The organism is Ferribacterium limneticum, assembly GCF_020510625.1.
GTDB classification, from domain to species: Bacteria; Pseudomonadota; Gammaproteobacteria; order Burkholderiales; family Rhodocyclaceae; genus Azonexus; species Azonexus limneticus_A.
In genome coordinates, this window is record NZ_CP075191.1 from 1,241,566 (window position 1) to 1,268,027 (window position 26,462).

A 26,462-nucleotide genomic window follows, 5' to 3' on the forward strand; every position below is an offset into this window, starting at 1 on the left:
GCAATCCTTGGCACCCCATGAGTCTTCTCTCGCTGATTGCAGTTTTTCTCATCGAGCAGCTGCAACCCCTTGATTACCGGCGTGTTGTCGCTGATCCGCTCGGTGTTTGGGCGGATTTTATCGAATCCCGTTTCAACGCCGGTGCATACCGGCATGGTGTCCTTGCCTGGTGTCTGGCGGTGTTGCTGCCAGTGTTGCTTGTGGCGACCGCTTACGGCTTGCTTTACTCCCTGAACCCGCTCTTCGGCCTGCTGCTCAATATCGGTGTGCTGTACCTGACCATGGGCTTCCGTCAGTTCAGCCATCACTACACCGAAATCCAGCTCGCCTTGCGTCTGGGCGATCTGGAGCGAGCCCGGCAACTGCTCGGTGAATGGCAGGGGCGCTCAACCTACAGCCTCAGCTCGGAAGACATTGCCCGGCTTTCCATCGAGGGGGCGCTGGGGGCTTCGCATCGGCACGTCTTTGCCGTCTTGCTGTGGTTTGTCCTGTTGCCCGGGCCTTGTGGTGCCTTGCTCTACCGTCTTTCCCTGATTGTCCGCGACCGCTGGAATCGTGAAACTGCCAATCAGCGTAATGAATTTCCCATATTTTCCAGACAAGTTTTCGGTATGATCGACTGGTTGCCTTTGCGAGCGACCGCTTCGGCTTTCGCCATTGTTGGCGATTTCGAGGATGCCGCCTATTGCTGGCGTACTCAGCCGGCGCAGTGGCCTGATCGCGACATGGGCATCGTGCTTGCGGCCGGCGCTGGCGCCCTTGGTGTCCAGTTGGGACGGCCGGTGGCTGACGGTGTGGAAGTATCCGATCGTGCCGAGCTGGGTCTGGGTGATCCGGCCGACGTAGATTTTATGCAGAGTGCCGTTGGGCTCGTCTGGCGAGCTACGGTGTTGTGGATGTTGTTGCTCTTTTTGTTGGGGCTCGCCAGTCTGGTGGGCTGAATCAATTTCCAAGTGGAGGTAGTTACATGAGCAGAGATGTTGTCGTTCTGAGCGCAGTTCGTTCCGCTATTGGTGCCTTTGGTGGCGCCCTGGCTGATTTCGAATCTACCGAGCTGGCTGGTATCGTCATGAAGGAAGCGATTGCCCGCTCCGGTGTCGATCCCCAGGCAATCAACTACGTAACCGTCGGCACCACGATGCCTACCGATTCCCGCTACGCCTATGTTTCCCGCGTTGCTTCCATCCAGGCCGGCTTGTCGATGGATTCCGTCGCCATGCAGGTTTCCCGTCTGTGCGCGTCCGGCCTGCAAGGTATCGTGACCACCGCCCAGAACCTGATGTTGGGTGATGCCGATTACGGTATCGGCGGTGGTGTTGAAGTGATGTCCAAGGCGGCCTACCTGATGCCGACGCTGCGTTCTGGCGCTCGCATGGGTGACACCAAGGCCATCGACTCGATGGTTGCCGTGCTGACCGACCCGTTTGGCGTTGGCCACATGGGTATCACCGCTGAAAACCTCGCGGCCAAGCATGGCTTCAGCCGTGAAGACCAGGATGCCTTCGCGGTCGAATCCCAGCGCCGTGCTGCTGCTGCTATCGATGCCGGCTACTTCAAGTCGCAGATCGTGCCGATCGTCAAGCAGACCCGCAAGGGCGAAGTGGTGTTCGACACCGACGAGCACCTGAAGCGTGGCACGACCATGGAGTCCCTGGCCAAGATGAAGCCGGCCTTCAAGAAGGACGGTACCGTTACTGCCGGTAACGCTTCCGGCATCAACGACGGCGCTGCCTTCTTCGTGCTGGCTGCTGCTGATGTGGCTGCCAAGGCTGGTCACAAGGCCCGTGCCCGCATCGCTGGTTACGCCGTTGCCGGCGTGCCGAACGATGTCATGGGCGAAGGCCCGATCCCGGCGACCAAGGCTGCCCTGAAGAAGGCCGGTCTGACCCTGGACCAGATGGATGTCATCGAATCCAACGAAGCCTTCGCTGCCCAGGCACTGTCGGTTTCCAAGGTTCTCGGCCTCGATCCGGCCAAGACCAACCCGAACGGCGGCGCAATCGCCCTCGGTCACCCGGTTGGCTGTTCCGGTGCGTTCATCGCCACCAAGGCGCTGTACGAACTGGAACGCATTGGCGGCAAGTACGCGCTGGTCACCATGTGTATCGGTGGCGGTCAGGGTATTGCGGTCATCTTCGAACGCGCCTAAGCACTTCGAACTGGCTGTACCAGAAACCCGCCGGAGTAATCCGGCGGGTTTTTTTATTTGCACCATCTTGAAAATCTGTCGCACCTTTGCGGTGCGTCAATAGCCAGAAAGTAGTATTCAGCGCATGATTTAAAGCTTGTTTGCGGGTGGCATGGAACCTGCTGAAACCTGTACGAGAGCATCCTCAGCGACGAGTGGAAAAATGAACTTCTATAACGAGATGTATGACGCCAATGGCGGTGTCCGTGCGCATTACAAGGGATATGAAGACTGGTTGAAGGCAACGCCAGGCGAGCGCATCGAGCGCAAGCGGGCCGAGGCGGATCTGGCCTTTCACCGCGTCGGTATTACCTTCGCGGTTTATGGCGAGGAGGCGGGCAAGGAGCGCCTGATTCCCTTCGACATCATTCCCCGCGTCATTCCATCGGCGGAGTGGAAGGCACTGCAGTCCGGACTGCGCCAGCGCGTCAAGGCGTTGAACATGTTTCTGTGGGATGTCTATCACGATCAGGAAATTCTCAAGGCCGGCATCATTCCTGCCGAGCAGGTGCTGAACAATGCCCAGTATCGTCCGGTCATGAAAGGCGTTGATGTGCCGGGAGGGATCTACGCGCATATCACTGGCGTCGATATCGTCCGGGCTGGCGAAGGCGAGTTCTACGTGCTGGAAGACAATCTGCGCGTGCCGTCCGGTGTGTCGTACATGCTTGAAGACCGCAAGATGATGATGCGACTCTTCCCGGAGTTGTTTGCCAAGCACAAGGTGGCACCGGTCCAGCATTACCCGGACATGCTGCTGGAGAAGCTGCGCGCTGTGGCCCCGCAAGGCGTTTCGAATCCAACGGTCGTCGTGTTGACGCCTGGCGCCTATAACAGCGCCTATTTCGAACACACTTTCCTGGCTCAGCAGATGGGTGTCGAACTGGTTGAAGGGCGTGATCTCTTCGTCAAGGACGAGGTGGTCTATATGCGGACGACCCAGGGACCGCAGCGCGTCGATGTCATCTACCGGCGCCTGGACGATGATTTCATGGACCCCACCGTTTTCCGCGAAGATTCCTCGCTTGGCGTGCCGGGCATCATTCGGGCCTACCAGGCGGGTAACGTGACCCTGGCCAATGCGGTGGGTACCGGCGTCGCTGACGACAAGTCGATTTACCCGTACGTGCCGGAGATGATCCGTTTCTATCTCGGCGAAGAGCCGAAGCTGAACAACGTGCCGACCTACATGTGCCGCAAGCCGGACGATCTGGCTTATGTGCTCGATCACCTGCCGGAACTGGTGGTCAAGGAGGTGCATGGTGCCGGCGGTTACGGCATGCTGGTCGGCCCGGCTTCGACCAAGGAGCAGATCGAACATTTCCGCCAGTTGCTGATCGACAAGCCGGATGGCTACATCGCCCAGCCGACCTTGGCGCTGTCCAATTGCCCGACCTTCGTTGAAGAGGGCATTGCGCCGCGTCACCTTGACCTGCGCCCCTTCGTGCTGTCGTCGGGCGAATGCGTCAACATGGTGCCCGGTGGCCTGACCCGTGTTGCGCTGACCAAGGGCTCGCTGGTTGTCAATTCGTCGCAGGGCGGCGGTACCAAAGACACCTGGGTTCTGGAGGATTAAGCCATGCTGAGCCGTACCGCCGATCACCTGTTCTGGATGTCCCGTTATATCGAGCGGGCCGAAAGCCCGGTGTGCCGGGCTTCAGTGCAGGCTAACGTAAGCGCAGCGTACGTTATGCCGGAACTAAAACCTGGTGGATTTGGCGCAGCCAAAGCCGGAGGTTTGCGGCCCGCCGTTCAAGGAGAGACAACATGCTGAGCCGTACTGCCGATCACCTGTTCTGGATGTCCCGTTATATCGAGCGGGCCGAAAACCTTGCCCGTCTGCTTGACGTGACGTGGCAAATGTCACTGGTCCCCCAATCCGAGGAAGCGGCCAACCAAAACTGGAATGCGATCATCGTCCTGAATAGTCTGGAGGATGCTTTTTCTGCCAAGTATTCAGTAGTCAATGGCGAAAATGTCCTGAAATTCATGGTCAGTGATCCGGACAATTACTCGTCCATTCACAGCTGCCTGCGTCTGGCCCGCGAGAACGCCCATGCCGTGCGCGGAACGCTGACCACCGAAATGTGGGAAACCTTGAACTACACGTGGCTGGAAGCCCGGGGGCGGAGTTTTGAGCAACTGATCAGCGCCGGTATCAGTGATTATTTCGAATGGGTCAAGATGCGCTCCTCGCTATCGCGGGGCACCACGCTGGGCACCTTGCTGCAGGACGAGGCCTATCACTTCATCCGTATCGGGACGCTGCTTGAGCGAGCCGACAACACGGCGCGCATCCTCGACTTCAAATACCACGTCCTGCGTCCACAGGGTGACGAAGGGGCCACCGATTTCTACGAGTGGGGGGCCTTGCTGCGCTCGGTCTCGGCTTTCGAGGTCTATCGCAAGGTTTATCGTGACGTGATCACGCCGGACCGGGTGGCTGAACTGCTGATCCTCAACAAGGACATGCCGCGTTCGCTGCATTTCTGCATGAACAGCGTGATCAAGAACCTCGACCTGATCGCCAATCGTCAGTCAGGAGAAACGGCACGCCAGGCCGGATTGCTGCATGCCCAGCTGCATTACGGGCGGATCGAGGACATTCTGGCGCAGGGCTTGCACGAGTGGCTGACCGATTTCATGGATCGGATCTACCTGCTCGGTGATGGCATCAGCAAGGACTTCCTGGTGCCGATGGCCGAGGTGGCCTAGGGAGAGGCTTTTCCTCGCCCGGTGATTCGAGGCCGGGCGGCCTTGCAGACAAAAAAAGCCCGCGATCAACGCGGGCTTTTTTGTTCAGGCAAGGATAGCTTACTTGTTCTTCTTGACGGCCTTGGCGGTGGCGCTGGTGGCCGCAGCCATGTTGTTCTGGGCCATTTCGGTCACTTGCTGGGCAGCCTTGCGCATGTTTTCGAAGGTGCTGGTGGCAGCAGCGATAGCGTTCTGGAAAGCATTGACCGCGACATCGGAACCGCCCGGGGCTGCCTTGGCAGCCTTTTCAAGCATGTCGGCAACGGACTTCTGGAAGTCGCCGAACTGGGCTTCGACCATCTTGGCCATTTGTTCCTGGGTCTGGGTAGAGATTTCGTAGATGGAGCGTGAGTAGGCAACGGCCTTCTCGACGTTCGGCTGGGTCAGGGAAGCCTGGATCGACATGGCTTCCTGCGGATCCTTGGCACCCATCAGCGCCTTGGCGCCGGAGACGGAGTCTTCGATGACGGAGCGGGCGGTTTCAAGGTTCAGGGTAGCGATACGCTCGGCGGAAGCCAGGGCGGTATTGGCAACGGACAACAGAGAATCAATGGCGGCCTTGTTGGCGGCGGCTAACTGCTCGGGATTGATAGACATCGGACGCTCCTAGAAGAGAAAATTAATAATTACAGCAAATCGATTGTAACAGTGTTTTTGCATAAATGTTGCAATGCAGCATTATTGATTTGTTGATTTTTATCAACTCGTTAGCGGATATTTTAGGCAAACAATCGTTTCAAACGAATTGTCCAAAACATGCTCTGAGGTATTCAGAGATTTTAAAAGTACCTGAAATAGTGGAACTGAGCTTGGTTTTTGTCTTTTCTGAAACAATATTTCCGCGAGTTGTACTCCGGGTGTCGAAGCGCTGTGCTCTCGATGAAAAAAGATCGGCTGCCCGTCGCTTATTGAGAACACGCCCTGGCCTCGCAGAACCCGGGTGATAAAATCCGCGGCGTTTCAGCGCGAGTTTTTCCTCGGATCGGACCCCCATGCATTTTGACGTCATCATCATCGGCGCCGGCGCGGCCGGCCTGATGTGCGCCGCGCAGGCGGCTGCCCGCGGACGACACGTGCTGCTGGTCGATCACGCTGAAACGCTCGGCGAACGCATCCGCATCTCCGGTGGCGGGCGCTGCAATTTCACCAATCGCACGGTAAGTGCCGACAACTACCTGTCGCAGAACCCGCACTTTTGCCGCTCGGCACTCGCCCGCTTCTCGCAGTTCGATTTCATCGCGATGATCGAGAAGCGGCGCATTCCCTATCATGAGCGCGAACACGGCCAGCTGTTCTGCGACGAATCGGCCCAGGACATCATCGACATGCTGCGCGATGCCTGTGACGACGGCGGGGTGAAATGGGCTTTCCCCTGCGCCGTGCTGCACATCGAGCGGCAGGGGGGCGAGACGGCCAAGCGTTATTTTGTTGCCACCGAGCAGGGGAATTTTTCCTGCCAGTCTCTGGTGGTGGCCACGGGCGGCTTGGCCATTCCGAAGATTGGCGCCAGCCCGTTTGGTTATCGATTGGCCGAGCAGTTTGGCCTGCCGGTCGTACCGCCCAAGCCGGCCCTAGTACCGTTGGCCCTAGCACCGGAACTGCTTGAACCGATGAAGCCGTTGGCCGGTGCGACGCTGGATGCGATCGCACAGTTCGACGATGCACAGTTCCGCGAGAACGTGCTGATTACCCACCGCGGACTGTCTGGCCCGGCCATCCTGCAGATTTCCAGCTACTGGCAAATGCAGGAATACCGGCAGGGCAAGAAACTGCCGGTGGAAATCAATCTGCTGCCCGCTTTCGATGCCGCGACCTGGCTGGAAGAGCACCGGCAGGGCAGGGTGCATTTGCCCAACCTGCTGGCTGAACACCTGCCGCGGCGTTTTGCTCATGAATGGTGTGCCCTCCAGGGCGGCGAAAAAATGCTGACTCGCCCGATCAGCGAGCTCAGTCGGCGTGATCTGGAGGCGGTTGCCGCCAAACTCAACGCCTGGCCGCTGATGCCGGCGGGCACGCTCGGTTTCGCCAAGGCCGAAGTGACGCTGGGTGGCGTATCGACCGATGCGCTGTCATCGAAGACGATGGAGGCCAAGGCCGCGCCGGGGCTGTTCTTTGTCGGCGAAGTCGTTGATGTCACCGGCTGGCTGGGTGGCTACAACTTCCAGTGGGCGTGGTCGTCGGGCTGGGTGGCGGGGCAGTTCGCCTGAGTTTGGCGCGAGGCTCCGGGCGATATCGAATTTCCCCGAAGTGGCTGGACGTCGATTACTTCTGGTGCTGTTCTTCGGCCGGGCCGCCTTGAAGCGGTAGCCACACCCGGAAAGTGCTGCCCTGGCCGGGTTCGCTATGGACTTCAATGCGCCCGCCATGCTTTTTCACAATGTCGTAAGCAAGCGAAAGACCCAGCCCGGTGCCCTTGCCAACCGGTTTGGTGGTGTAGAAGGGCTCGAAGATGCGCTGCATGACGGCTGGCGTCATGCCCTTGCCGGTATCGGCCACTTCAATCCAGGCCCAGGCATCGTCGTGGCCGGTGCGGACGACGATGGTGCCGCGGCTTTCAATGGCGTGCGCGGCATTGACCAGCAGGTTCATGACCACCTGATCGATCTGCGCGGCAATACACGGGACCAGCGGCAATTCACCCAGTTCGCGGACGACTTCGGCCTTGTATTTCAACTCATGCCAGACCACATTGAGTGTGGCCTCGATGCCGGCGTTGAGATCAGCCTCTTGCCAGCCGGCTTCGTCGACGTGCGAGAAATCCTTGAGATCGCTGACGATTTTTGTGACGCGCCCCAGGCCATCGCGGGATTCGCGCAGCAGATCGGCCAAGTCTTCCTTCAGGTAATCAAAATCGGCGGCGACAAAGTCGGCTTCGCTGGCCTGACCGCTACGGCAGCGTTCAAGCAGTGCAATCATTTGTTCGCTGTAGTTTTTCAGTGAGTTGAGGTTGGAGCTGACAAAACCGACCGGGTTGTTGATTTCATGCGCCACGCCAGCGGCCAATTGGCCAATCGCTGCCATTTTTTCGGATTGCAGCAACTGGCTCTGGGCGTCCTGCAATTCCTGGATTTTGTCACCGAGTTCAAACCAGCGCCGACGCAGCATTTCAAGCATCAGCCAGCCGGCAACCAGGACCAGTATGAAAACCAGTCCGTGGCTGAGTAGCACCCTGTGCCAACCCGCTTGCACGGCCGCCTCGATCGGTGCATTGCGCTGCGAAACGCTGATGCCGCCGCGAATGTCGCCAACCTGATAGCCCTGCTTGCGATGGCATTGCAGGCAGCTTTCCTGCACCTTGAGCGGGGCCATGTAGCGCAACATGTCGCCTTCCGGGCTGGGTTCGATGCCGGAAGTCTCCTTGATGCCCTGTTCGAACGCCTCCAGCGCCTGGCGCTCCCAGCGATCCGGTTTGTTCTCGGGGCGAATGGGCCGCAGACTGGTCAGCCGGAAGACCGCGCCCGACGCGGATTCGGCCATTTCGGCGATCAGGCGCGTCATGTAGGCCGGGTTCACCATGGTCAGTTCAACCCCTTCCGTGGTCGTCACATCACGGTGCGGCACATTCAGATATGGGTTGGGCTGGGTGCGTTCGGTGACCGGCACGTAAATGCCGCCATGACTGGCATTCCAGTTGCGGGTGAGCAGCACCATGCGAAACATGTTGCGAGCTCCTTCGATGGCTATCGCCGTCGTCTGCTGGCGAATTTGCTCGATTTGGGCGTGCAGCGAAAAGGCCACGGCGACTGTCCAGACGACCAATAGCAACAGCCACCATCGCCGTTCGCGAACGAACCGGGGAATGCTGCGGTTGCTGACGGGGGCGATGTGGGCTTCCATGGATTTTCCCGCGCGGAATGAGCTCTGCTAAGCCCGCGCGGGCGCTGCAGCTTCGACCGTTTTTGCCATCGACAGTGCCAAGGCCTCCGCGACCTTGATGCCATCGACGCCGGCTGACAGGATGCCGCCCGCGTAGCCCGCCCCTTCACCGGCCGGGTAGAGTCCGCGCGTGTTGATGCTCTGGTAATCGTCGCCGCGCTTGATGCGGATTGGTGACGAGGTGCGGGTTTCGACGCCGGTCAGCACGGCATCGGCCATGGCGAAGCCGCGAATCTGCTTGTCGAAGGCCGGGATGGCCTCGCGCAGGGCGTCGATGACGTAGGGCGGCACGCAGCTCGACAGGTCGGTCATGTGCACGCCGGGCTGGTAGGAGGGATCGACTTCGCCCAAGGCGGTCGATGGCCGGCCGGCCAGGAAGTCGCCGACGCGCTGGGCGGGGGCGGCGTAGGTGCTGCCGCCGGCCACAAAGGCGGCGGATTCCCATTGGCGCTGAAAGTCGATGCCGGCCAGTGGGTTGGTCCGGTAGTCGCCGGGGAAGTCTTCGGGATTGACGTTGACCACCAGCGCGGCGTTGGCGTTGCGTTCGGCGCGGGAGTACTGGCTCATGCCGTTGGTGACGACGCGGCCTTCTTCCGAAGTGGCGGCGACCACCTGGCCGCCCGGGCACATGCAGAAACTGTAGGCAGCGCGGCCGTTGGCACAGTGGTGGACCAGCTTGTAGTCGGCGGCACCGAGAATTTCGTTGCCGGCATTGGGGCCGAAGCGGGCCTTGTCGATCAGGGCCTGCGGGTGTTCGACCCGGAAGCCGATGGAGAAGGGCTTGGCTTCGATGTAAACGCCCTGCTCGTAGAGCGCCTGGAAAGTGTCGCGGGCACTGTGGCCGACGGCGAGGACGACGTGGTCGGTGGCGATGGTTTCGCCATCGGCCATGACCACGCCGCGCACTTGATGGTCTTCGATGACCAGCCGGTCGACCTTGCTGCCGAAGCGGATTTCGCCACCCAGTTCTGTGATCGTCGCACGCATGTTCTCGACCATCTTGACCAGCCGGAAGGTGCCGATGTGCGGTTTGCTGACGTACATGATCTCTTCCGGCGCGCCGGCCTTGACGAACTCTTCGAGCACCTTGCGGCCGTGGTGCTGCGGGTCCTTGATCTGGCTGTAGAGCTTGCCATCCGAGAAGGTGCCGGCGCCGCCTTCGCCGAACTGGACGTTCGATTCCGGGTTGAGCTTGTTCTTGCGCCACAGGCCCCAGGTGTCCTTGGTCCGCTCGCGCACGGCCTTGCCGCGTTCGAGAATGATCGGCTTGAAGCCCATCTGGGCCAGGATCAGCCCGGCCAGCAGGCCGCAGGGGCCGGTGCCGATGACGACCGGGCGGCTCTTCAAATCAGCCGGGGCCTGGGTTACGTATTTGTATTGGGTGTCCGGCTTGGGAACGAGATGACCATCGGTACCAAAGCGCTTGAGCAAGGCTGCTTCGTCGCGCACTTCCAGATCAACCGTATAAATCAGCGTGATGGCCGATTTCTTGCGCGCATCGTAGCTGCGCTTGAAGATCGTGAAATCGAGCAGTTCGCCGTCGGCTATGCCGAGGCGCTGGCAGATGGCCGGGCGCAGGGCGTCCTTGGCGTGGTCGAGCGGCAACTTCAGTTCGGTCAGTCTCAACATGCGAATACTCTCAGCGTTCCTTGAACTGCTTGTGGCAGGTCTTGCAGGCTTCGTGAACGGCCTCGTAGGCCTTCTCCACCTGTGCCTTGTCCTTGCCCTGAGCGGCAGTCCGCAGGGTGTCGGTGGCCGTGATGAAAGCCTGCTTGTTCTTCTCGAACTGTTCCGGCTGCTTCCAGACTTCCGGTGTCGCCTTGGTCGGTGGGTAATGGGTGTCCGGGCCGAAATGCGACCAGGGGGCATCGCGCTTGGCCATCAGCTTGTCGGCCAGTGCGGCAAATTTATCGGCCTCGTAGCGCCCCTCGCGCAGCATCACACCCATGGGCTCGAAAGTCTTGACCATCTCCTTGAACGCCATTTGGCGCTGCTTCACCGGTTGTCCCGGCCGCGTATCCTCGACCTCGCCACAGGCGGCAAGCATGGCTGCGGAGAGCAGCAAAAAAAGGCGAGGTTTCAAGGGTTTGAACATGACAGGCAATCGGTAGCGGGACGGAACCCGGAGGCAGAGATTATACGGGGTCCGGCTTGGCGACGCTGAAAGCCCGCTGGCGGCAGGCTTGGCCTGTCTGGACGTGTCAGGCGTTCTTCATGGCCAGGAATTCATCGATCAGCCGAACCAGAATTTCCTCTTCATCTTCTTCATTCAGTCCAAGCAGTTCGGCAACCAGCTTGACCTTGCCGGGGCTGACCTTGCTGCGGGCGGCAGGGGAGGGTGCGGCAACGGGCGTGCTCGGTGCATCCTCCCAAGGCAAAACGGTAACTGCGGCGGGCCCCTGGGCGCTTGTGGTCGCGCCGTTCATCGCTGGTTCGCTAGCGGGGGCGGCTTCTTCGGTTTTCTTGCGACGACCGGTCGCCTCGGAAAGCGCATTGTCGACGACCTTCTTGGAGACCTTCTCGCCTTCCGGCAACTGCTCAATCTGATCGATCAGCGATTCGGCCTTGGCTTCGTTCTTCTTGGCCAGCTTCTCCAGCTGGACGGCGGTGCCGGTGCTGGAGATCTTTCCCGAATCGAGCAGGGCGGTGACTTTTTCCGACAAGTTGGCGGCAGCAGTGGCCTGGCTGAGCCAGGTCGGTGCGCGGCCGAAGTATTGGGCGGCCTCTTCCAGTGTCGCGAAGTGTTCGGAGATGGTCTGGATGGCATTGGCCATGTCGCGCGGTTCGAGCGCCGAACGAACGCCCAGGCCGATGTTTTCGAAGACCTGGACTTTGAGCATTTCATCCGGATCGCAAGCGCGGATTACCACGGGGATGGTCTTTTCACCGGCGGCAATGGCCGCCTGGCGGCGACGTTCGCCAGCAATGACAGTGTAGTTCCCGGCCGCATCGGCTGGGCGAACCACGATGGGTTGAATGAGGCCAATCTTCTCGATCGAGTTGATCAGGCCCTTCAGATTGTCTTCGTTGATGTTCTGCCGGGCATGCTTCGCATCGGGTTTGAGTGTCGTGATGTCGACGATCTGGAATTGCAAGGAACTGTCTTTGAAGGTCATGGCCGATCTGCGGTTCAGGTGGGGGTTGGCTTCTGGAACCCGGTGCGCCAGGCAACTTCAGAAGCTCAGGGGAAGGGGCGGCATGTTCGTCTTTTTTTGCCCGATTTTCAACCCGAATGCTGTTGGGCTGTAGAGCGCAGTTCGCTCAAACCAGAACGTGCCGGGTCGCTTTGAAGTAGTCGTAAATCTGCTGTTCGATGGCCGGGTCTATCATGACCTCGGGCCGCTTGCCATTCGGGCAGGCCAGCCGTGGCGTCGTGCCGAACAGGCGGCAGACCAGGGGGCGCTCGGCATAAACCTGACAGCCATTTTTTCCGAGGTGCGGGCAGTTGAGTTCGGCCAGGGCCTGCGCATGCTCGGCTTCGGTCTTGAACGGAAGGCGGGCCATTTCCTCACTGGAGGCAGTGACCGGGCCGCAGCAATCGTGGCAGCCGGGAACGCACTCGAAGGCAGGAATGCGTTGGCGCAGAGAGCGGATCTTCTGGCTGTTGGGCGTCATTGGAAGCCTGGCGTCACGCAGGCGCGCCCAGGAGTCCGGGGCTTAATCGTCCTCTTCCTCTTCATGCGCCCGGAGCAAGCCTTCCGCGTTCCGTTCAAAATAGAGTTCAATCGCCTCGCGCAAGTTGGCAACGGCCTCGGCATCGGTTTCGCCATCGCTGGCGACATCGATATCCAGGCAGCGGGCGATAAAGAGGTCACCTTCCGGATAAACCTCGTATTTGATTTTGTAGGGTGTAGATTCGTTCATTGGGCAGTGTCCGCGACTGGCAGGCGTAGCGGGTTTCTTGAAAACCCGAATTATCGGTCAAGCCAAAGCCGGGCAGCAAGCAAGGGCGACTCTTCGCCAGACGCTTATCGCTCACCATTTTTGGAGATATCGTATCGCCATGAAACAGACAATCAGCTTCATTACCCTCGGTGTCTCCGATCTGGCCCGCAGCCGGGCTTTTTACAAGGCCCTGGGTTGGCAGGAATCTTCGGCCAGCCAGGAGGCGATTGCCTTCTTTCAGGCCGGCTCGGTGGCGTTTGCCTTGTTCCAGCGGGAGGCGCTGGCCGAGGATGCGGCGGTGTCGCCCGCAGGGAGCGGGTTTTCCGGCTTTACGCTGGCCCACAATGTGCCCTCGGAGGCAGCGGTGATCGCGACACTGGAAGAGGCAGTCGCCGTTGGCGCGACCCTGGTCAGGCCGGCGGACAAGGTTTTCTGGGGCGGTTTTCGCGGCTACTTTGCCGACCCGGACGGTTTTTTGTGGGAGGTCTGCCACAACCCCTTCATCGAGCTCGATACGGATGGTTTCGTCAAACTCCCCCCGGTTTTGTAATCAGGCGCCCAGTCGCCGGAACTGCACCAACTTGGCGCGCGCCTTGTGTCATCGGGCTTTCATCAGGTGCGTGCAAAAATTGGGTCTATTGAAAAACAATGACTTGCAAGCTGGTTCGCGTCTTGCTTTTAAGCTGCTAGTCATTATGTCTGGAGCAAGCCTGTGTCGATCCACGTCGCCCTGAATCATGTCACCCGTTACAGTTACGATCGCCTGATCAATCTCGGGCCGCAGGTCATTCGTCTGCGGCCCTGTCCGCATTCACGGACCCGCATCCTGTCTTATTCGCTGAAGATCGGGCCGGAAAAGCACTTCGTTAACTGGCAGCAGGACCCGCAGGGCAACTACCTGGCCCGCCTGGTTTTCCCGGAGAAGACGCGCGAATTCAGCATCGAGGTCGACATGGTGGCCGAGATGTCGGTCATCAATCCCTTCGACTTCTTCCTCGAAGACCATGCCGAGAAGATTCCCTTCGCCTACGAGGCCTGGGAACGCCACGAACTGACGCCCTACCTGCACAAGCTGCCGGAAACGCCCGAGCTCAAAAAGTACCTGGCCGGCATCTCGCGCGAGCCGCTGCGCAGCGTCGATTTCCTCGTCGCCCTCAACGCCAACCTGCAAAAGGCCATCGGCTACACCATCCGCATGGAACCGGGCGTCCAGACCCCGGAAGAAACGCTGACCAAGCGTACCGGCTCGTGCCGCGACTCGGCCTGGCTGCTCGTCCAGATCCTGCGCCACCTCGGCCTGGCCGCCCGTTTCGTTTCCGGCTACCTGATCCAGCTCACCGCCGACGTCAAGTCGCTCGACGGCCCGTCCGGCCCGGAAGCCGATTTCACCGACCTCCACGCCTGGGCCGAAGTCTATCTGCCGGGCGCCGGCTGGATCGGCCTCGACCCGACCTCTGGCCTGTTTGCCGGCGAAGGCCACATCCCGCTCGCCTGCACACCGGAGCCGGGTTCGGCCGCGCCGGTCACCGGCAGCCTCGACGAATGCGAAACCGAGTTCTCGCACCACATGCAGGTCACCCGCATCTGGGAAGCGCCGCGCGTCACCAAGCCTTACACCGATGAACAGTGGAGCGAGATCGAAAACCTCGGCCACCAGATCGACGACACCCTCGGCAAGCGGGACGTCCGCTTGACCCAAGGTGGCGAACCGACCTTCGTCGCCGTCGACGATCCGGATGGCGCCGAATGGAACACCGCCGCCCTCGGCCCGACAAAACGCATTTTCGCGGCCGACATCTTCCATCGCCTGCGCGAAAAATACGCCCCGAACGGCCTGATGCACTTCGGTCAGGGCAAGTGGTATCCCGGCGAACAGTTGCCGCGCTGGAGCCTGAATTGCTTCTGGCGCAAGGACGGCGAGCCGATCTGGAATGCGCCCGAGCTGTACGCCAACGAAAGCGTCGATTACGGCGCGACGGCCGAACACGCCCAGCGTTTCCTCAAACGCGTCGCCGAACGCCTGGGCATGACTTCGGATTACGTCTTCCCGGCTTTCGAGGACGTTTATTACTACATGTGGCGCGAGCGCCGCCTGCCGGGTAACGTCGATCCCTTCGACTCCCGCGTCGACGACGCGCTGGAGCGCGAGCGCCTGATGAAGGTGTTCACGCAGGGCATGACCTACACCGTCGGCCATGTGCTGCCAATCATGAAGAACGTCTGGAACCAGTGGCAGACCGGTCCGTGGTTCCTGCGTGCCGAGCGCTGCTACCTGTTCCCCGGCGATTCGGCCATGGGCTACCGTTTGCCCTTCGACTCGCAGCCCTGGACGGCGACCAGCGACTATCCCTACGTCAATGTGCCAGATGCCGAAATGGCGACCGATCCGCTGGCCAGTTGGGCTGCGCTGCGCGCCCGCGTCAGCGGCGAAACTGGCGTCCGCGAGCCGCAGATGCAGAGCCGCCATTCGGGTAGCGTCGGCACCGCCGGCGGCGAGTCCGGCGATGGCAAGGTCCGGCCGTGGGAAAAGCCGACCGAAACGATGCCGCGCTTCAAGGAATCGGCCGGCTGGATCACCCGCCTCGCCATGTGCGCCGAGCCGCGCAACGGCCGTCTCTACGTCTTCATGCCGCCGACCGAGAAGCTCGACGACTATCTCGAAATCGTCGCCGCCGTCGAAGCAACGGCCGAAGAGATGAAGATGCCGGTCATCATGGAAGGCTACGAGCCGCCGTCCGACCCGCGCATGACCCACTTCCGCGTCACGCCCGACCCCGGCGTCATCGAAGTCAACATCCACCCGGCCAAGTCCTGGGATCAACTGGTCGACCAGACCACCCACCTCTACGAGTCGGCCCACTACTCGCGCCTGACCACCGAAAAGTTCATGGTCGACGGGCGTCATACCGGTACCGGCGGCGGCAATCACTTCGTGCTTGGCGGCGCCACGCCGAACGATTCGCCCTTCCTCCGCCGGCCGGACCTGCTCAAGAGCCTGATCGCCTACTGGCACAATCATCCGAGCCTGTCCTACCTGTTCTCCGGCCTGTTCATCGGCCCGACCAGCCAGGCGCCGCGCGTCGATGAAGCCCGCAACGACAGCCTTTACGAGCTCGAAATCGCCTTCAAGCAGATTCCGCAGCCGGGTGGCGTCGTCCCGCCGTGGCTCATCGACCGCATCCTGCGCAACCTGCTCACCGATGTCACCGGCAACACGCACCGTTCCGAGTTCTGTATCGACAAGCTTTACTCGCCGGACGGCCCGACCGGACGCCTCGGCCTGCTTGAACTGCGCGCCTTCGAAATGCCGCCGCACGCCCGCATGTCGCTCGCCCAGCAACTGCTGCTGCGCGCCCTGATCGCCCGCTTCTGGGAAACGCCCTACGAGCCGGCCCGCCTGGCCCGCTGGGGCACCGAGTTGCACGACCGCTTCATGCTGCCCTTCTACGCCGAGCAGGATTTCAAGGACGTCATGCAGGAAATGGCCGAGGCCGGCTTCGCCTTCAAGGCCGAATGGTTCGCCCCGCACTTCGAATTCCGCTTCCCGAAATACGGCGATTTCGCCGTCAAGGGCATGGAGTTCGAACTGCGTCACGCGCTTGAACCCTGGCACGTCACGGGCGAGGAGGGCGGGGCTGGAACCACGGTGCGCTACGTCGATTCCTCGGTCGAGCGCGTCCAGGTCAAGATCAAGGGCATGGCGCCCGACCGTTACGTGCTGACCTGCAACGGCGTTCCGGTGCCGCTGCAGAACACCGGCACCAACGGCGAGTTCGTCGCCGGCGTGCGCTACCGCGCCTGGCAGCCGGCGTCCTGCCTGCACCCGACCATCGGCGTCCATGCGCCGCTGGTCTTCGACATCGTCGATACCTGGATGCAGCGTTCGCTCGGCGGTTGCCAGTACCACGTAGCGCACCCGGGCGGGCGCAGTTTCGACACCTTCCCGGTCAATGCCTTCGAGGCTGAAAGCCGCCGTCTGGCGCGCTTCTTCCGCTTCGGCCACACGCCGGGCAAGCTGCAGGTCAGGGCGCCTGAGGTCAGCGGGGAGCACCCGTTTACGCTAGACTTGCGGCGGTTTTGATCAAAAAATCGGGCTGCCTGCAGAACGGGCCGGAGACGGTAATAGCGTTCAGTTAAGCATCGTTCCCGCTTTCGCGGGAACGACAAATTCCAGAAATCCCACTGACTGAATGGCATTGCGCCGGAAACGGCCTGTTTTCGCTGGTAAAAGATAAATGGTTCGCACGCTCCTGACGATTTACCCCAACAGTCCCCGCCGCTACGACGAAATGCTGACGGCGAAGGGCGATGTGCGTCCGCATTGGGCGCCGTTCCTGAACCATCTCGATACGCTGACGCCGGAAGAAATGCGTCGGCGTCTCGATTTTGCCGAGCAGCGGATTCAGGAAAATGGCGTCACCTACAACGTCTACGCCGACCCGAACGGCGGTGACCGGCCATGGGCGCTCGACCCGCTGCCGCTGATCATTCCGCCTGAGGAATGGGCCGAAGTGTCGGCCGCCGTCGCCCAGCGCGCCACCCTGCTCAATGCCATCCTGGCCGACCTTTATGGCGAACAGACCTTGCTCGCCGAGGGGCTGCTGCCACCGGCGCTGGTCTATGGTCAGCACGGCTATTTGTGGCCTTGCCGCGGCATCAAGCCGCCGGGCGGGGTCTGGCTGCATCATTACGCCGTCGATCTGGCTCGCTCGCCCAATGGCCGCTGGTGGGTCATCGCCGACCGCACGCAGGCGCCGTCCGGGGCCGGTTATGCGCTGGAAAACCGGCTGGTCGTCTCGCGCGTCTTTCCCGAAATGTTCCGCGACCTGCGCGTCCAGCACGTCGCCGACTTCTTCCGCGACCAGCTCGACGGCCTCTCCGCGCTGGCGCCGGTCGAGGGCGACGAGCAGCCGCACATGGTGCTGCTGACGCCGGGGCCGTACAACGAAACCTATTTCGAACACGCCTACCTGGCCCGCTACCTTGGTTTTCCGCTGGTCGAGGGGCAGGATCTGACGGTGCGCGGCGACACGGTTTACCTGAAAACCTTGCGTGGCCTCAAGCGCGTGCATGTCATCCTGCGCCGCCAGGACGACGCCTATTGCGACCCGCTCGAACTGCGCGGCGAATCGGCGCTCGGCATTCCGGGGCTGGTCAATGTGGCGCGCGCCGGCCGCGTCGTCATCGCCAATGCGCTGGGCAGCGGCCTGCTCGCCTCGGGCGCGATCATGGGCTTCCTGCCGGCCATCTGCCGACGCCTGCTCGGCGAAGAACTGGCCATGCCGTCGGTCGCCACCTGGTGGTGCGGCGAAAAGCCGGCGCTCGATTTCGTCAAGGAAAACTTTGACGATCTTGTCATCAAGCCGGCCTACCCGACGCAGAACATGGAGCCGGTTTTCGGCAACGAATTGAAGGGCGAAGCGCGCGCCGAGATGCTGCACCGGATCGAGGCGCGACCGCATGCCTACGTCGCCCAGGAAATGATCAACCTGTCGCAGGCGCCAACCTGGAGCCGGGCCCACGAACGTCGCCTGCTGGCCCGCCCGGTTGGCCTGCGCGCCTATGCCGTGACCACGCCGGATGGCTACTCGGTGATGCCGGGCGGCCTGGCCCGGGTGACGACCGGGGCCGGCGCCCGCATCATTTCCATGCAACGCGGCGGTGCCTCGAAGGATGCCTGGGTGCTGACCAAGGGCGCGGTCAGCCAGTTCTCGATGCTCAAGCCCTCGGTCGGCGTGCGCGACCTGGTGCGGGCCGGCGCCAACCTCAGCTCGCGCGTCGTCGAAAACCTCTTCTGGCTTGGCCGCTATTCCGAACGTTTCGACGACAGCGCGCGCATGCTGCGCGTTGCGCTATCGCGCGTCGTCGTCGGCGGCGGGCAGAAGACGCCGGTGGTGGTCTGGGCCATGGAACTGGCGCGGCGCCTCGGTGTTCTGCCCGAAATCGGCGAGGACACCGAAATCAAGGAAGGCAGCGAACACGAATTGCTGGAAGCCATCTACGACCCGGCGCAACCGGGCGGGCTGGCCAGCAATATCCGCAGCCTGATGTGGTCGGCAACGCATGTGCGCGAGCGCCTGTCGCTCGACCACTGGCATTCGCTGAACCGCCTGCAGCGCGACCAGCAGGCCGCGCTGAAAGTGCATCCGACGCTGACCGAAGCCATCGCCTTCCTCGACCGCGTGCTCGGCGTTTCGTCGTCGCTGACCGGCTTCGCCATGGACAACATGACGCGCGACGACGGCTGGCGTTTCCTGATCATCGGCCGCCGCCTCGAACGGCTGTCCTTCCTGGCAATGAGCGTGGCGCATTTCCTGCGCATGCCGTCCTCGCGTGGGGCCGGCTCGCTGGAGTGGCTGCTCGAACTGTCCGATTCGATCATCACCTACCGCTCGCGTTACTCCCGCCAGCCGGAGTTGCTGCCGGTCATCGACCTGCTCGTCTTTGACGACAGCAACCCGCACGGTGTCGTCTTTCAGGCCAAAGTGCTGATGCGCTACCTCGAGCGCATGGCCCGCGAACTTGGCGTGAGTTTCGAGGAGGGCCTGGCCGAAGCCCTGGAGCGGCTGCACGGCTTCGATCTTGAGCGGCTGGAAAATATCGAGTTTGACGACTCGATGGATTGCCCGCCCTGCGAAGAACTTGCCGATCTGCTGCAAGGCCTCGACAGTGCCGCAGCGCAGCTTTCCGCGGCGCTGGGCATGCGCTACTTCACCCATGTCGGCGATGTCAGCCGGCAGACCATGGCGGTTTGATCATGTCGGCTGTCCGTTACCGCGTCCTGCACGAAACCCGTTACGACTACGGCAGCGCCGTGTCCTTGTCGCAGCAGCAACTCCACCTGTCGCCGCGCGTTCTCGAGTGGCAGCAGGTCGAGGAGCAGCGCATCGACATCGAGCCTGTGCCCACCTGGCGGCGCGACGGGCGCGATGCCTTTGGCAATCCGGTGACCTGGATGGCTTTCCATGCCCCGCATGAAATGCTCTTCATTCGTTCGGTGATGGTGGTGGCCGTGACGCCCCACCGCCCCAAAGTGCTGGCGGACTCCCTGCCCTGGGAGAAGGTGCGCGACCGCCTGGCCTACGACTCGACCGACCCCTTGCCGGAAGATCTCGACGCGACGCGCTTCCTGTTCGAAAGCCCGCATGTCCGCGTCAAGCACGAACTGGCCGACTACGCGGCCGACTGCTTCCCGCCGGGCCGGCCGGTGCTGGTCGGCGCCAAGGCCTTGATGGCCAAGATTTTCCACGAATTCACCTTCGATCCCGAGGCGACCACGGTGTCGACGCCGGTGCTCGAAGTGCTTGAAAACAAGCGCGGCGTCTGCCAGGACTTCGCCCACCTGATGATCGCCTGCCTGCGTGCCTTGGGGCTGGCCGCCCGCTATGTCAGCGGCTACCTGCTGACCCGGCCGCCGCCGGGCAAGCCGCGCCTGATCGGTGCCGACGCCTCGCACGCCTGGGTCTCGGTCTATTCGCCGGGCAGCCAGGAGGACGGGAGCGACTGGGTCGATTTCGATCCGACCAACGACCTGCTGCCGGATACCGAGCACATCACCCTGGCCTTTGGCCGCGACTTCTCCGACATCTCGCCGCTGCGCGGCATCATCCTGGGCGGTGGCGGCACCGAACCCGATGTCGCGGTCACCGTCGTTCCGCTCGACGAGGAAGACATTCCCGACGAGCTGCTCGACGAGCCGGACGCTGCAGCGAAGAAGGCATGACGAAACAAGTCGCCATCATCGGGGGCGGACCGGCCGGCCTGATGGCGGCTGAAATGCTGGCTGCAGCCGGCGGTCTGGCGGTGACGGTGTTCGATGCCATGCCCTCGGTCGGCCGCAAGTTCCTGATGGCTGGCAAGGGCGGGATGAACATTACCCATGCCGAGCCGCTGGCTGATTTCGTCAGTCGCTACGGCGAGCGTGCGGACCAGATCGCGCCACTGCTTGACGCTTTCGGGCCGTCGGCTTTGCGTGAGTGGATACGCGGCCTGGGTATCGAAACCTTCGTCGGCACCTCCGGCCGGGTCTTTCCCACTGAAATGAAAGCGGCGCCAATGCTCCGCGCCTGGCTGCATCGCCTGCGCAGCCAGGGCGTGCATTTCCAGGTCCGCCATCGCTGGCTGGGCTGGGCCGATGACCAGCTGCGTTTCGCAACGCCGGCTGGTGAGATCGCTGTCGAGGCCGATGCGGTGGTGCTTGCGCTGGGTGGCGGCAGTTGGGCCAAGCTCGGTTCGGATGGCCGCTGGGTGCCCTTGCTGCTTGAGCGCGGCGTGTCGGTGGCGCCACTAAGGCCGAGCAACTGCGGCTTTGATGTGGCGTGGACGCCTTATTTCAGCGAGCGTTTTGCCGGTGAGCCGGTCAAGGCTGTAGTTGCCTCCGTGGGCGCGCAGCGCCAGCAGGGTGAATTCAACATCACCGCAACGGGTATCGAGGGCGGCCTGATCTATGCGCTGTCGGCACCGCTGCGCGATGCGCTGGCGCGCGATGGCCAGGCGGCCCTGACGCTGGACCTGGCGCCCGGTCGCAGCCTGGAAAAACTGGCGGCGGAACTCTCCCGGCCACGCGGCCGCGATACGCTGGCCAACCATCTGCGGCGGCGGGCCGGCATCGAAGGTGTCAAGGCGGCCCTGCTCAGGGAGTTCTGCCCGGCCGAGACCTTGAATGCCGCCACCAGTCTGGCTGCTGCCATCAAGGCCTTGCCGCTGCCGGTGACGGCGACCCGGCCGATTGATGAAGCGATCAGCACGGCCGGTGGCGTGGCTTTCGAAGGACTGGACGAGCACCTGATGCTGCGCAGCCAGCCCGGCGTGTTCTGCGCCGGCGAAATGCTCGACTGGGAAGCGCCGACGGGCGGCTATCTGCTCACTGCCTGCCTGGCCAGCGGCCGCGCCGCCGGCTTGGGCGTGCGGCACTGGCTGGGGGCCTGAAACGGATTTTTACCGGGCCCGATATTGATCGAGGAATAGCAGCGCATCCTCGAAGTCGAACGATGAAACCAGTCCTTCGAACTCCGGGTAAGCCGGCCCAAGCACCTGTTGCAAGGTCTTGGCTTCCAGACGAACCAGTTCCTGGACACTGATTTCTCCCTGCTGTAATTCGCGCCGGACATGCTCGATCAAGGCGGCGGTGGCTGAAGCATCACCAACTTTGGCGCCCGGCTGTTCGCTGGCCTTGAGCACGGCGAGTTGCTGGTGCAGCGATAGATAAGCCTCTTCCGTCTGCTCGATCAATGGTTCGATGTGCTCGATCGGGCACTCTTCCTTGATGGCTATTTCAAGGACCATGGCCGTCTTGTGGATGTGCACCGCGCCCAGCGTGGCGGAGACGCCTTTCAGCGAGTGGGCCAGGCGGCGCGCCTCATCGTGGTTGCCAGTGGCCAGATTCTCGCGAATCCGTGCAAAGTCTCCGAGGTGGTTTTCGGAGAACTTGCCGAGCAGGCGGAGGTAGCTCTCCATGCGGCCACGCACGGCCTGCAGGCCAAAACGGCTGTCCAGACCGCTGATGTGGGCCAGCACATCGATGCTTTCCCGAGGGCTGGCCGAGGCGGGCTGGATGCTTGCCTGGGGCGGTAGCCAGCGGGCGAGGGCGGCAAAAAGCACATCGGGAGCGACCGGCTTGGCGACGTGGTCGTTCATGCCGGCGGCGAGACAGGTGTCCCGGTCTTCGTCGAAGGCATTGGCCGTCATCGCCAGGATGGGAATCTTGCCCCAGCCGGGCAGGGTGCGAATCTGGCGGGTGGCTTCCAGACCATCCATGACCGGCATTTGCATGTCCATCAGGATCAGGTCGTAATGTTGCCGGCGAGCCAGGCTCAGGGCTTCGGCGCCGTTATTGGCCAGATCGACCTTGAGACCGGCACCGTGCAGCAAGTCGGTGGCGACTTCGGCATTGATCGCGTTGTCTTCGGCCAGCAGGATATGCGCCCCAAGCTGATGTGTCGTCGACGCAGGCTTGCCGGTATCGGCCGGGGTTTCGCTAGTGCCGACGGCTAGCCGGGCGGTGAACCAGAAGGTGCTGCCTTGCCCGGGCTGGCTGGTGAACCCGATCTCGCCCTGCATCGCTTCGGCCAGACGCCGGCTGATCGCCAGCCCCAGCCCGGTGCCGCCGTAACGACGGGTGGTCGAGGTGTCGCCCTGTTCGAAGGGCAGGAAGAGCCTTCCTTGTTCCTCCGGTGCGACACCGATGCCGGTATCGCTGACTTCGCAGCGGATCAGGACGTCTGTGCCGGTTTGTTGAAGCAGTTGGGCGCGAACTTCAATTTTGCCGCGCTCGGTGAATTTGATCGCATTCGACAGGAAATTGAGCAATATCTGCTGGACCCGCAGCGGGTCACCGGACAGCGCCGGCGGCAAGGCCGGGTCGAGCACGCAGGTGACCGGCAGGTGCTTGGCCTCGGCGCGCTGGGCGACCAGTTCGCAGGCGGTGGAACAGAGCTGGGCCAGGGAAAATTCGGTATTTTCGAGCAGCAGTTTGTCGGCTTCGATTTTCGAAATATCGAGTACGTCGTTGATGATCGACATCAGGTGATGGGCGGCATCGGTCACCTTGGCCAGGCGCTTTTGCTGCGCCGGCTCGCTGGTGCTGCGCTGGGCCAGATGGGTGAGGCCGATGATGGCATTCATCGGGGTCCGGATTTCGTGGCTCATGTTGGCCAGGAAGGCCGTTTTTGCCCGGCTGGCTGATTCGGCCTCATCCTTGGCCTGATGCAGTTCCAGGGTGCGTTCGCTGACAAGTTTTTCCAGATGCTGGCGGTAGGTCGCCAGTTCGGACTGGATACGCTTTTTCTCCGTGACGTCTTCCTTGATCGCGAGGTAGTGGGTGATTCGCCCGTCGGGCTGGCGTACCGGCGAGATGATGGCGAATTCCTCGTAGATCGAGCCATCCTTGCGCCGGTTGAGAAACTCGCCCCGCCATACCTCGCCGCGTCCCAGGGTTTGCCAAAGATCGTCGTAGGAATCGCTGGGGGTCCTTCCGGAGTGCAGCACGCTCGGGTTGCAGCCGATGGCCTCGCTGCGCGTGTAGCCGGTGTTGCGGACAAAAGCTTCGTTGACGTACTCGATCTTGGCCGCCACGTTGGTGATGACGATGCTGTGCGGACTTTGCTCGATGGCCAGCGACAGCTTGCGCAACTGTTCTTCGGCCTCGCGGCGCTCGGTAACGTCCTGGACCGTGCCGACCGCGAAGGCTGCCACGCCTTCATCGTTGCTGCGGATATGAGCCCGCTCGCGCACCCAGCGTACTTGCTGGCCGATGCTGATCCGGTGTTCGCTGTCGTAGGGCTGGCCCCGAAGTGCGGCATTCCAGTCGGCCTGGACCCGTTCGCGGTCATCCGGGTGAATGAGCGCGAGAAAGTCGACCAGTTTCAGCGGGTGATCCTTGGATAGGCCGAATATCTGGTAGACCTCATCGCTCCAGGTCAGCTTGTCGGTCAGTATGTCCAGCGTCCAGCTGCCCAGATGGGCGATAGCCTGGGCTTCCTTCAGCGCCGCTTCGTTCCGGCTCAGGCGTCGTTCGAAATGCTTGCGCTCAGTGACGTCCTGGCTGGTGCCGAAGAGGCGGGCGACCCGGCCGTTGGCGGCAATTTCGATCTGCCCGGCGCCGTGCAGCCAGCGGACTTCGCCATCGTTGCGGCGGATGACGCGGTATTCGGTATCGAAAGGCTGCCGGCCACGGAAAACGTGATCGCGCGAATAGTCGGTCATGCGCTGGCGGTCATCGGGGTGGATCAGCGCCAGCCAGGTCTCGGTGTTGATCGACAGGCCGGCTTCGATGCCGAGTAGTTCGTTGTGCGTTGGCGAGCCACTCAGGGTGTCGGTGGCCGCATCGAAGGTAAAGTGCCCGATCCTGGCCAGCCGCTGGGCCTGGAGCAGCATTTCCTCGCTGCGCGCCAGCGTCTGCCGGGAGCGCTGCATGCCGATGCCCAGGCCGAGCTCCCCGGCCAGATTGCAGAGCAGGGCGATCTCGTCATCATCAAAGGGATCGATGCGGCTTGAGTAGAGGCTGAGAACGCCGACGATCTTTCCGTCCACCCGGAGCGGGAGGGCGATTGACGAGCGAAAGCCGAGGGTTTTTGCCGCTTCTCGCCAGGGGGCGAATGCAGGATCTGTTTCTGTGTCGCGAACGATGCTCGGCACGCCGGTGCGCAGGGCGCGACCGGTCGGGCCCTGGCCGTTGGGCGAGTCAGCCCAGCTGATGTTCAGCCGATCCAGGTAGTCCCCGATGAAACCGGACTCGGCGGTTGGCACGATGCTTTTATGCTCGTCATGCCTTGCTTCTCCAACCCAGGCCATCAGGTAGCCACCGACTTCGACGGCGACGGTGCAGATTTCGGCCAGCATCTCCCGTTCATCGGTATAGCGGACGAGAACCTGAGCGACACCGCTCATCATGCGGAGCGCCCGGTTCTGGCGGTTAATCTGCTGCCGGGTCAGTTCGCGTTCGGTGATGTCGTTGAGGACGCCATCGGTCAGCCGGGGGCTGCCATCGGCATTCCGCTCGGTGACGCAACTGCGGCTTTCTACCCATAGCCAATGCCCGTCCTGGTGCTGGATACGGTATTCGGCGACCTGCGATGGCGCCTTGCTGTCGGCATCGCCGCTGGCGGTTACCAGCAGATGCCGGTCTTCCGGGTGGATACGCGCCAGCCAGTCGTTCAGTGTCCTTGGCGTGTTGTCCCGAGTACAGCCGAGCAAGGTCAGGATGCCATCGCTGACGATGTAACGGTCGATATCGTGCCGGTATTCCCAGCTGCCGGCATTGCCGACGTCGAGGGCTAACTGGAGGTGGGCTTCCAGACGGAGACGGTCGCGCTCCTGTTGCACCTGATGCAGCGCGCTTTCCAGTCGTTCCAGGGCCAGTTGTTCGAATAGACGGCGCTGGCTGACGACCCCGAGAATTTGTCCGTTGTCGTCGAGGACGACCATGTGCCGCAGGCGGAAGCGGTTCATCGCTTCCAGGGCGCCGGTGACCGATGTCTCGACATGGACGCTGCGCAGGGGGGAACTCATCGTCTCATCGAGGCGGACTTCGTGCGGGATGAGGTACTTGTCGAGCAGGCGCGGGATGTCCCGTTCGGTCAGGATGCCCAGCGGCTTGTCATCGTTGCTGACAATCAGGTAGTCAGCCGCATTTTCGACCATGCAGGCAATGGCCTGATCAAGCAGTGCATCCGGCGGAAGTTTCGGGATATGGCGATCCATGATGCCTTCCAGCGTGCGCAGATGGCGAAAGGCTGCCGTGCCCAGATGCATGCGGAAATCGGTGTCGCTGACGATGCCGACGACCTTGCCGCCGGCGTTTTCGACCACCAGGTGCCGGATGTTGCGCTCTTCGACCAGGCGTCGGGCGCTGATCAGGTCAAGATCGCTGGGGGCGGTGATCAGCGGCTGCGACATGATCGCGTCGAGACGTGTCTGCCGCGGGTGGCGGGCATGCAGGGCGCGGAGAATGTTGCTTTCGGTGACGATGCCCAGCGCCTGCCCATCGGAGATCACCAGCAGGCTGGAAATGTGCTCGGTGGCCATCAGCCTGGCGGCATCCTCCAGCGTCGCTTGCGGCGGCAGGCTGCGTACCTCGCGGGTCATGATGTCGCCAAGGGTGGAGGACGGGATTGTGCGCATGTGTGTGTGGTCGGTGTTGGCCATGGCAGATGGCTGAGTGTTTTTTAGGGGTTTACGGCTTCAAGGGGGCGATACGCTTTGCCAGCGTGGCATCCCGGGGCTGAAAACAGCCAGTCGGCGGGCCTGAATCGAGGCGGGG

General features: G+C 62.1%; 19 protein-coding genes. 11 read left to right on the plus strand and 8 right to left on the minus strand.

The annotated features are described in order from the left end of the window. The first annotated feature begins 17 nt into the window (after window positions 1-17). From KI617_RS06005 to KI617_RS06025, 5 genes are all read left to right on the plus strand, one after another. The gene (locus KI617_RS06005; protein ID WP_226451107.1) at window positions 18-941 is read left to right on the plus strand and encodes a CobD/CbiB family protein; all 924 of its coding nucleotides are present in this window, start codon (window positions 18-20) and stop codon (window positions 939-941) included. Between the two features lie 26 nt (window positions 942-967). Then, complete coding sequence (locus KI617_RS06010) at window positions 968-2,149, plus strand: acetyl-CoA C-acyltransferase family protein (protein WP_226451108.1); 1,182 nt, start codon at window positions 968-970, stop codon at window positions 2,147-2,149. Between the two features lie 202 nt (window positions 2,150-2,351). Then, window positions 2,352-3,764 carry a circularly permuted type 2 ATP-grasp protein gene (locus KI617_RS06015; RefSeq protein WP_226451109.1) on the plus strand — a complete coding sequence of 471 codons (1,413 nt, stop codon included), beginning with the start codon at window positions 2,352-2,354 and terminating at the stop codon, window positions 3,762-3,764. 3 nt (window positions 3,765-3,767) lie between these two features. Further along, window positions 3,768-3,962 carry an alpha-E domain-containing protein gene (locus KI617_RS20510; RefSeq protein WP_226451110.1) on the plus strand — a complete coding sequence of 65 codons (195 nt, stop codon included), beginning with the start codon at window positions 3,768-3,770 and terminating at the stop codon, window positions 3,960-3,962. Beyond that, complete coding sequence (locus KI617_RS06025) at window positions 3,956-4,903, plus strand: alpha-E domain-containing protein (RefSeq protein ID WP_226451111.1); 948 nt, start codon at window positions 3,956-3,958, stop codon at window positions 4,901-4,903. Before KI617_RS20510 ends, KI617_RS06025 begins: the two co-directional genes overlap by 7 nt. Window positions 4,904-5,002: 99 nt before the next feature. Here the strand turns inward: KI617_RS06025 and KI617_RS06030 are convergent, their stop codons facing one another. Next, window positions 5,003-5,539 (minus strand): phasin family protein, encoded by a 537-nt coding sequence (locus KI617_RS06030; RefSeq protein ID WP_226451112.1) that lies wholly within the window; start codon window positions 5,537-5,539, stop codon window positions 5,003-5,005. A gap of 395 nt (window positions 5,540-5,934) precedes the next feature. Between KI617_RS06030 and KI617_RS06035 the strand changes: the two genes are divergently transcribed. Then, window positions 5,935-7,149, plus strand: a complete 1,215-nt coding sequence (locus KI617_RS06035) for a BaiN/RdsA family NAD(P)/FAD-dependent oxidoreductase (protein ID WP_226451113.1) — start codon at window positions 5,935-5,937, stop codon at window positions 7,147-7,149. 55 nt (window positions 7,150-7,204) lie between these two features. Here the strand turns inward: KI617_RS06035 and KI617_RS06040 are convergent, their stop codons facing one another. From KI617_RS06040 to KI617_RS06065, 6 genes are all read right to left on the minus strand, one after another. After that, a complete protein-coding gene (locus KI617_RS06040; protein ID WP_226451114.1) occupies window positions 7,205-8,779 on the minus strand; it encodes an ATP-binding protein in 1,575 nt (524 codons plus the stop codon). Between the two features lie 27 nt (window positions 8,780-8,806). Further along, window positions 8,807-10,447, minus strand: coding sequence for an NAD(P)/FAD-dependent oxidoreductase (locus KI617_RS06045; RefSeq protein ID WP_226451115.1), 1,641 nt, complete (start codon window positions 10,445-10,447; stop codon window positions 8,807-8,809). Between the two features lie 10 nt (window positions 10,448-10,457). Continuing rightward, window positions 10,458-10,913 carry a c-type cytochrome gene (locus tag KI617_RS06050; RefSeq protein WP_226451116.1) on the minus strand — a complete coding sequence of 152 codons (456 nt, stop codon included), beginning with the start codon at window positions 10,911-10,913 and terminating at the stop codon, window positions 10,458-10,460. Between the two features lie 106 nt (window positions 10,914-11,019). Beyond that, window positions 11,020-11,934: a ParB/RepB/Spo0J family partition protein gene (locus tag KI617_RS06055; RefSeq protein WP_226451117.1), complete on the minus strand. Its 915-nt coding sequence runs from the start codon at window positions 11,932-11,934 to the stop codon at window positions 11,020-11,022. A 145-nt stretch (window positions 11,935-12,079) separates the two neighbouring features. After that, a complete protein-coding gene (locus tag KI617_RS06060) occupies window positions 12,080-12,433 on the minus strand; it encodes a YkgJ family cysteine cluster protein (protein WP_226451118.1) in 354 nt (117 codons plus the stop codon). A gap of 42 nt (window positions 12,434-12,475) precedes the next feature. Continuing rightward, window positions 12,476-12,682: a type II toxin-antitoxin system HicB family antitoxin gene (locus KI617_RS06065; protein ID WP_226451119.1), complete on the minus strand. Its 207-nt coding sequence runs from the start codon at window positions 12,680-12,682 to the stop codon at window positions 12,476-12,478. A gap of 139 nt (window positions 12,683-12,821) precedes the next feature. On the opposite strand from KI617_RS06065, the gene KI617_RS06070 reads away from it, so the two are divergent. From KI617_RS06070 to KI617_RS06090, 5 genes are all read left to right on the plus strand, one after another. Next, on the plus strand, window positions 12,822-13,253 hold the full coding sequence (locus KI617_RS06070; protein ID WP_226451120.1) for a VOC family protein: 432 nt from the start codon (window positions 12,822-12,824) through the stop codon (window positions 13,251-13,253). Window positions 13,254-13,415: 162 nt separating this feature from the next. Continuing rightward, window positions 13,416-16,784 carry a transglutaminase family protein gene (locus KI617_RS06075; protein ID WP_226451121.1) on the plus strand — a complete coding sequence of 1,123 codons (3,369 nt, stop codon included), beginning with the start codon at window positions 13,416-13,418 and terminating at the stop codon, window positions 16,782-16,784. A 154-nt stretch (window positions 16,785-16,938) separates the two neighbouring features. Continuing rightward, entirely contained in the window at window positions 16,939-19,458 is a 2,520-nt protein-coding gene (locus KI617_RS06080; protein WP_226451122.1) for a circularly permuted type 2 ATP-grasp protein, read from the plus strand. Between the two features lie 2 nt (window positions 19,459-19,460). Further along, window positions 19,461-20,426, plus strand: coding sequence for a transglutaminase family protein (locus tag KI617_RS06085; RefSeq protein ID WP_226451123.1), 966 nt, complete (start codon window positions 19,461-19,463; stop codon window positions 20,424-20,426). After that, on the plus strand, window positions 20,423-21,631 hold the full coding sequence (locus tag KI617_RS06090; RefSeq protein ID WP_226451124.1) for a TIGR03862 family flavoprotein: 1,209 nt from the start codon (window positions 20,423-20,425) through the stop codon (window positions 21,629-21,631). Before KI617_RS06085 ends, KI617_RS06090 begins: the two co-directional genes overlap by 4 nt. A gap of 9 nt (window positions 21,632-21,640) precedes the next feature. Here KI617_RS06090 and KI617_RS06095 read toward each other — a convergent pair whose 3' ends face one another. Then, entirely contained in the window at window positions 21,641-26,323 is a 4,683-nt protein-coding gene (locus KI617_RS06095) for a PAS domain-containing protein (protein WP_226451125.1), read from the minus strand. Between the last annotated feature and the right edge of the window lie 139 nt (window positions 26,324-26,462).

Bases quoted from the DNA above. Each gene is read 5' to 3' on its own strand.
- KI617_RS06005 (WP_226451107.1), top strand. From the start codon at position 18: ATGAGTCTTCTCTCGCTGATTGCAGTTTTTCTCATCGAGCAGCTGCAA.
- KI617_RS06010 (WP_226451108.1), top strand. From the start codon at position 968: ATGAGCAGAGATGTTGTCGTTCTGAGCGCAGTTCGTTCCGCTATTGGT.
- KI617_RS06015 (WP_226451109.1), top strand. From the start codon at position 2,352: ATGAACTTCTATAACGAGATGTATGACGCCAATGGCGGTGTCCGTGCG.
- KI617_RS20510 (WP_226451110.1), top strand. From the start codon at position 3,768: ATGCTGAGCCGTACCGCCGATCACCTGTTCTGGATGTCCCGTTATATC.
- KI617_RS06025 (WP_226451111.1), top strand. From the start codon at position 3,956: ATGCTGAGCCGTACTGCCGATCACCTGTTCTGGATGTCCCGTTATATC.
- KI617_RS06030 (WP_226451112.1), bottom strand. From the start codon at position 5,539: ATGTCTATCAATCCCGAGCAGTTAGCCGCCGCCAACAAGGCCGCCATT.
- KI617_RS06035 (WP_226451113.1), top strand. From the start codon at position 5,935: ATGCATTTTGACGTCATCATCATCGGCGCCGGCGCGGCCGGCCTGATG.
- KI617_RS06040 (WP_226451114.1), bottom strand. From the start codon at position 8,779: ATGGAAGCCCACATCGCCCCCGTCAGCAACCGCAGCATTCCCCGGTTC.
- KI617_RS06045 (WP_226451115.1), bottom strand. From the start codon at position 10,447: ATGTTGAGACTGACCGAACTGAAGTTGCCGCTCGACCACGCCAAGGAC.
- KI617_RS06050 (WP_226451116.1), bottom strand. From the start codon at position 10,913: ATGTTCAAACCCTTGAAACCTCGCCTTTTTTTGCTGCTCTCCGCAGCC.
- KI617_RS06055 (WP_226451117.1), bottom strand. From the start codon at position 11,934: ATGACCTTCAAAGACAGTTCCTTGCAATTCCAGATCGTCGACATCACG.
- KI617_RS06060 (WP_226451118.1), bottom strand. From the start codon at position 12,433: ATGACGCCCAACAGCCAGAAGATCCGCTCTCTGCGCCAACGCATTCCT.
- KI617_RS06065 (WP_226451119.1), bottom strand. From the start codon at position 12,682: ATGAACGAATCTACACCCTACAAAATCAAATACGAGGTTTATCCGGAA.
- KI617_RS06070 (WP_226451120.1), top strand. From the start codon at position 12,822: ATGAAACAGACAATCAGCTTCATTACCCTCGGTGTCTCCGATCTGGCC.
- KI617_RS06080 (WP_226451122.1), top strand. From the start codon at position 16,939: ATGGTTCGCACGCTCCTGACGATTTACCCCAACAGTCCCCGCCGCTAC.
- KI617_RS06085 (WP_226451123.1), top strand. From the start codon at position 19,461: ATGTCGGCTGTCCGTTACCGCGTCCTGCACGAAACCCGTTACGACTAC.
- KI617_RS06090 (WP_226451124.1), top strand. From the start codon at position 20,423: ATGACGAAACAAGTCGCCATCATCGGGGGCGGACCGGCCGGCCTGATG.
- KI617_RS06095 (WP_226451125.1), bottom strand. From the start codon at position 26,323: ATGCGCACAATCCCGTCCTCCACCCTTGGCGACATCATGACCCGCGAG.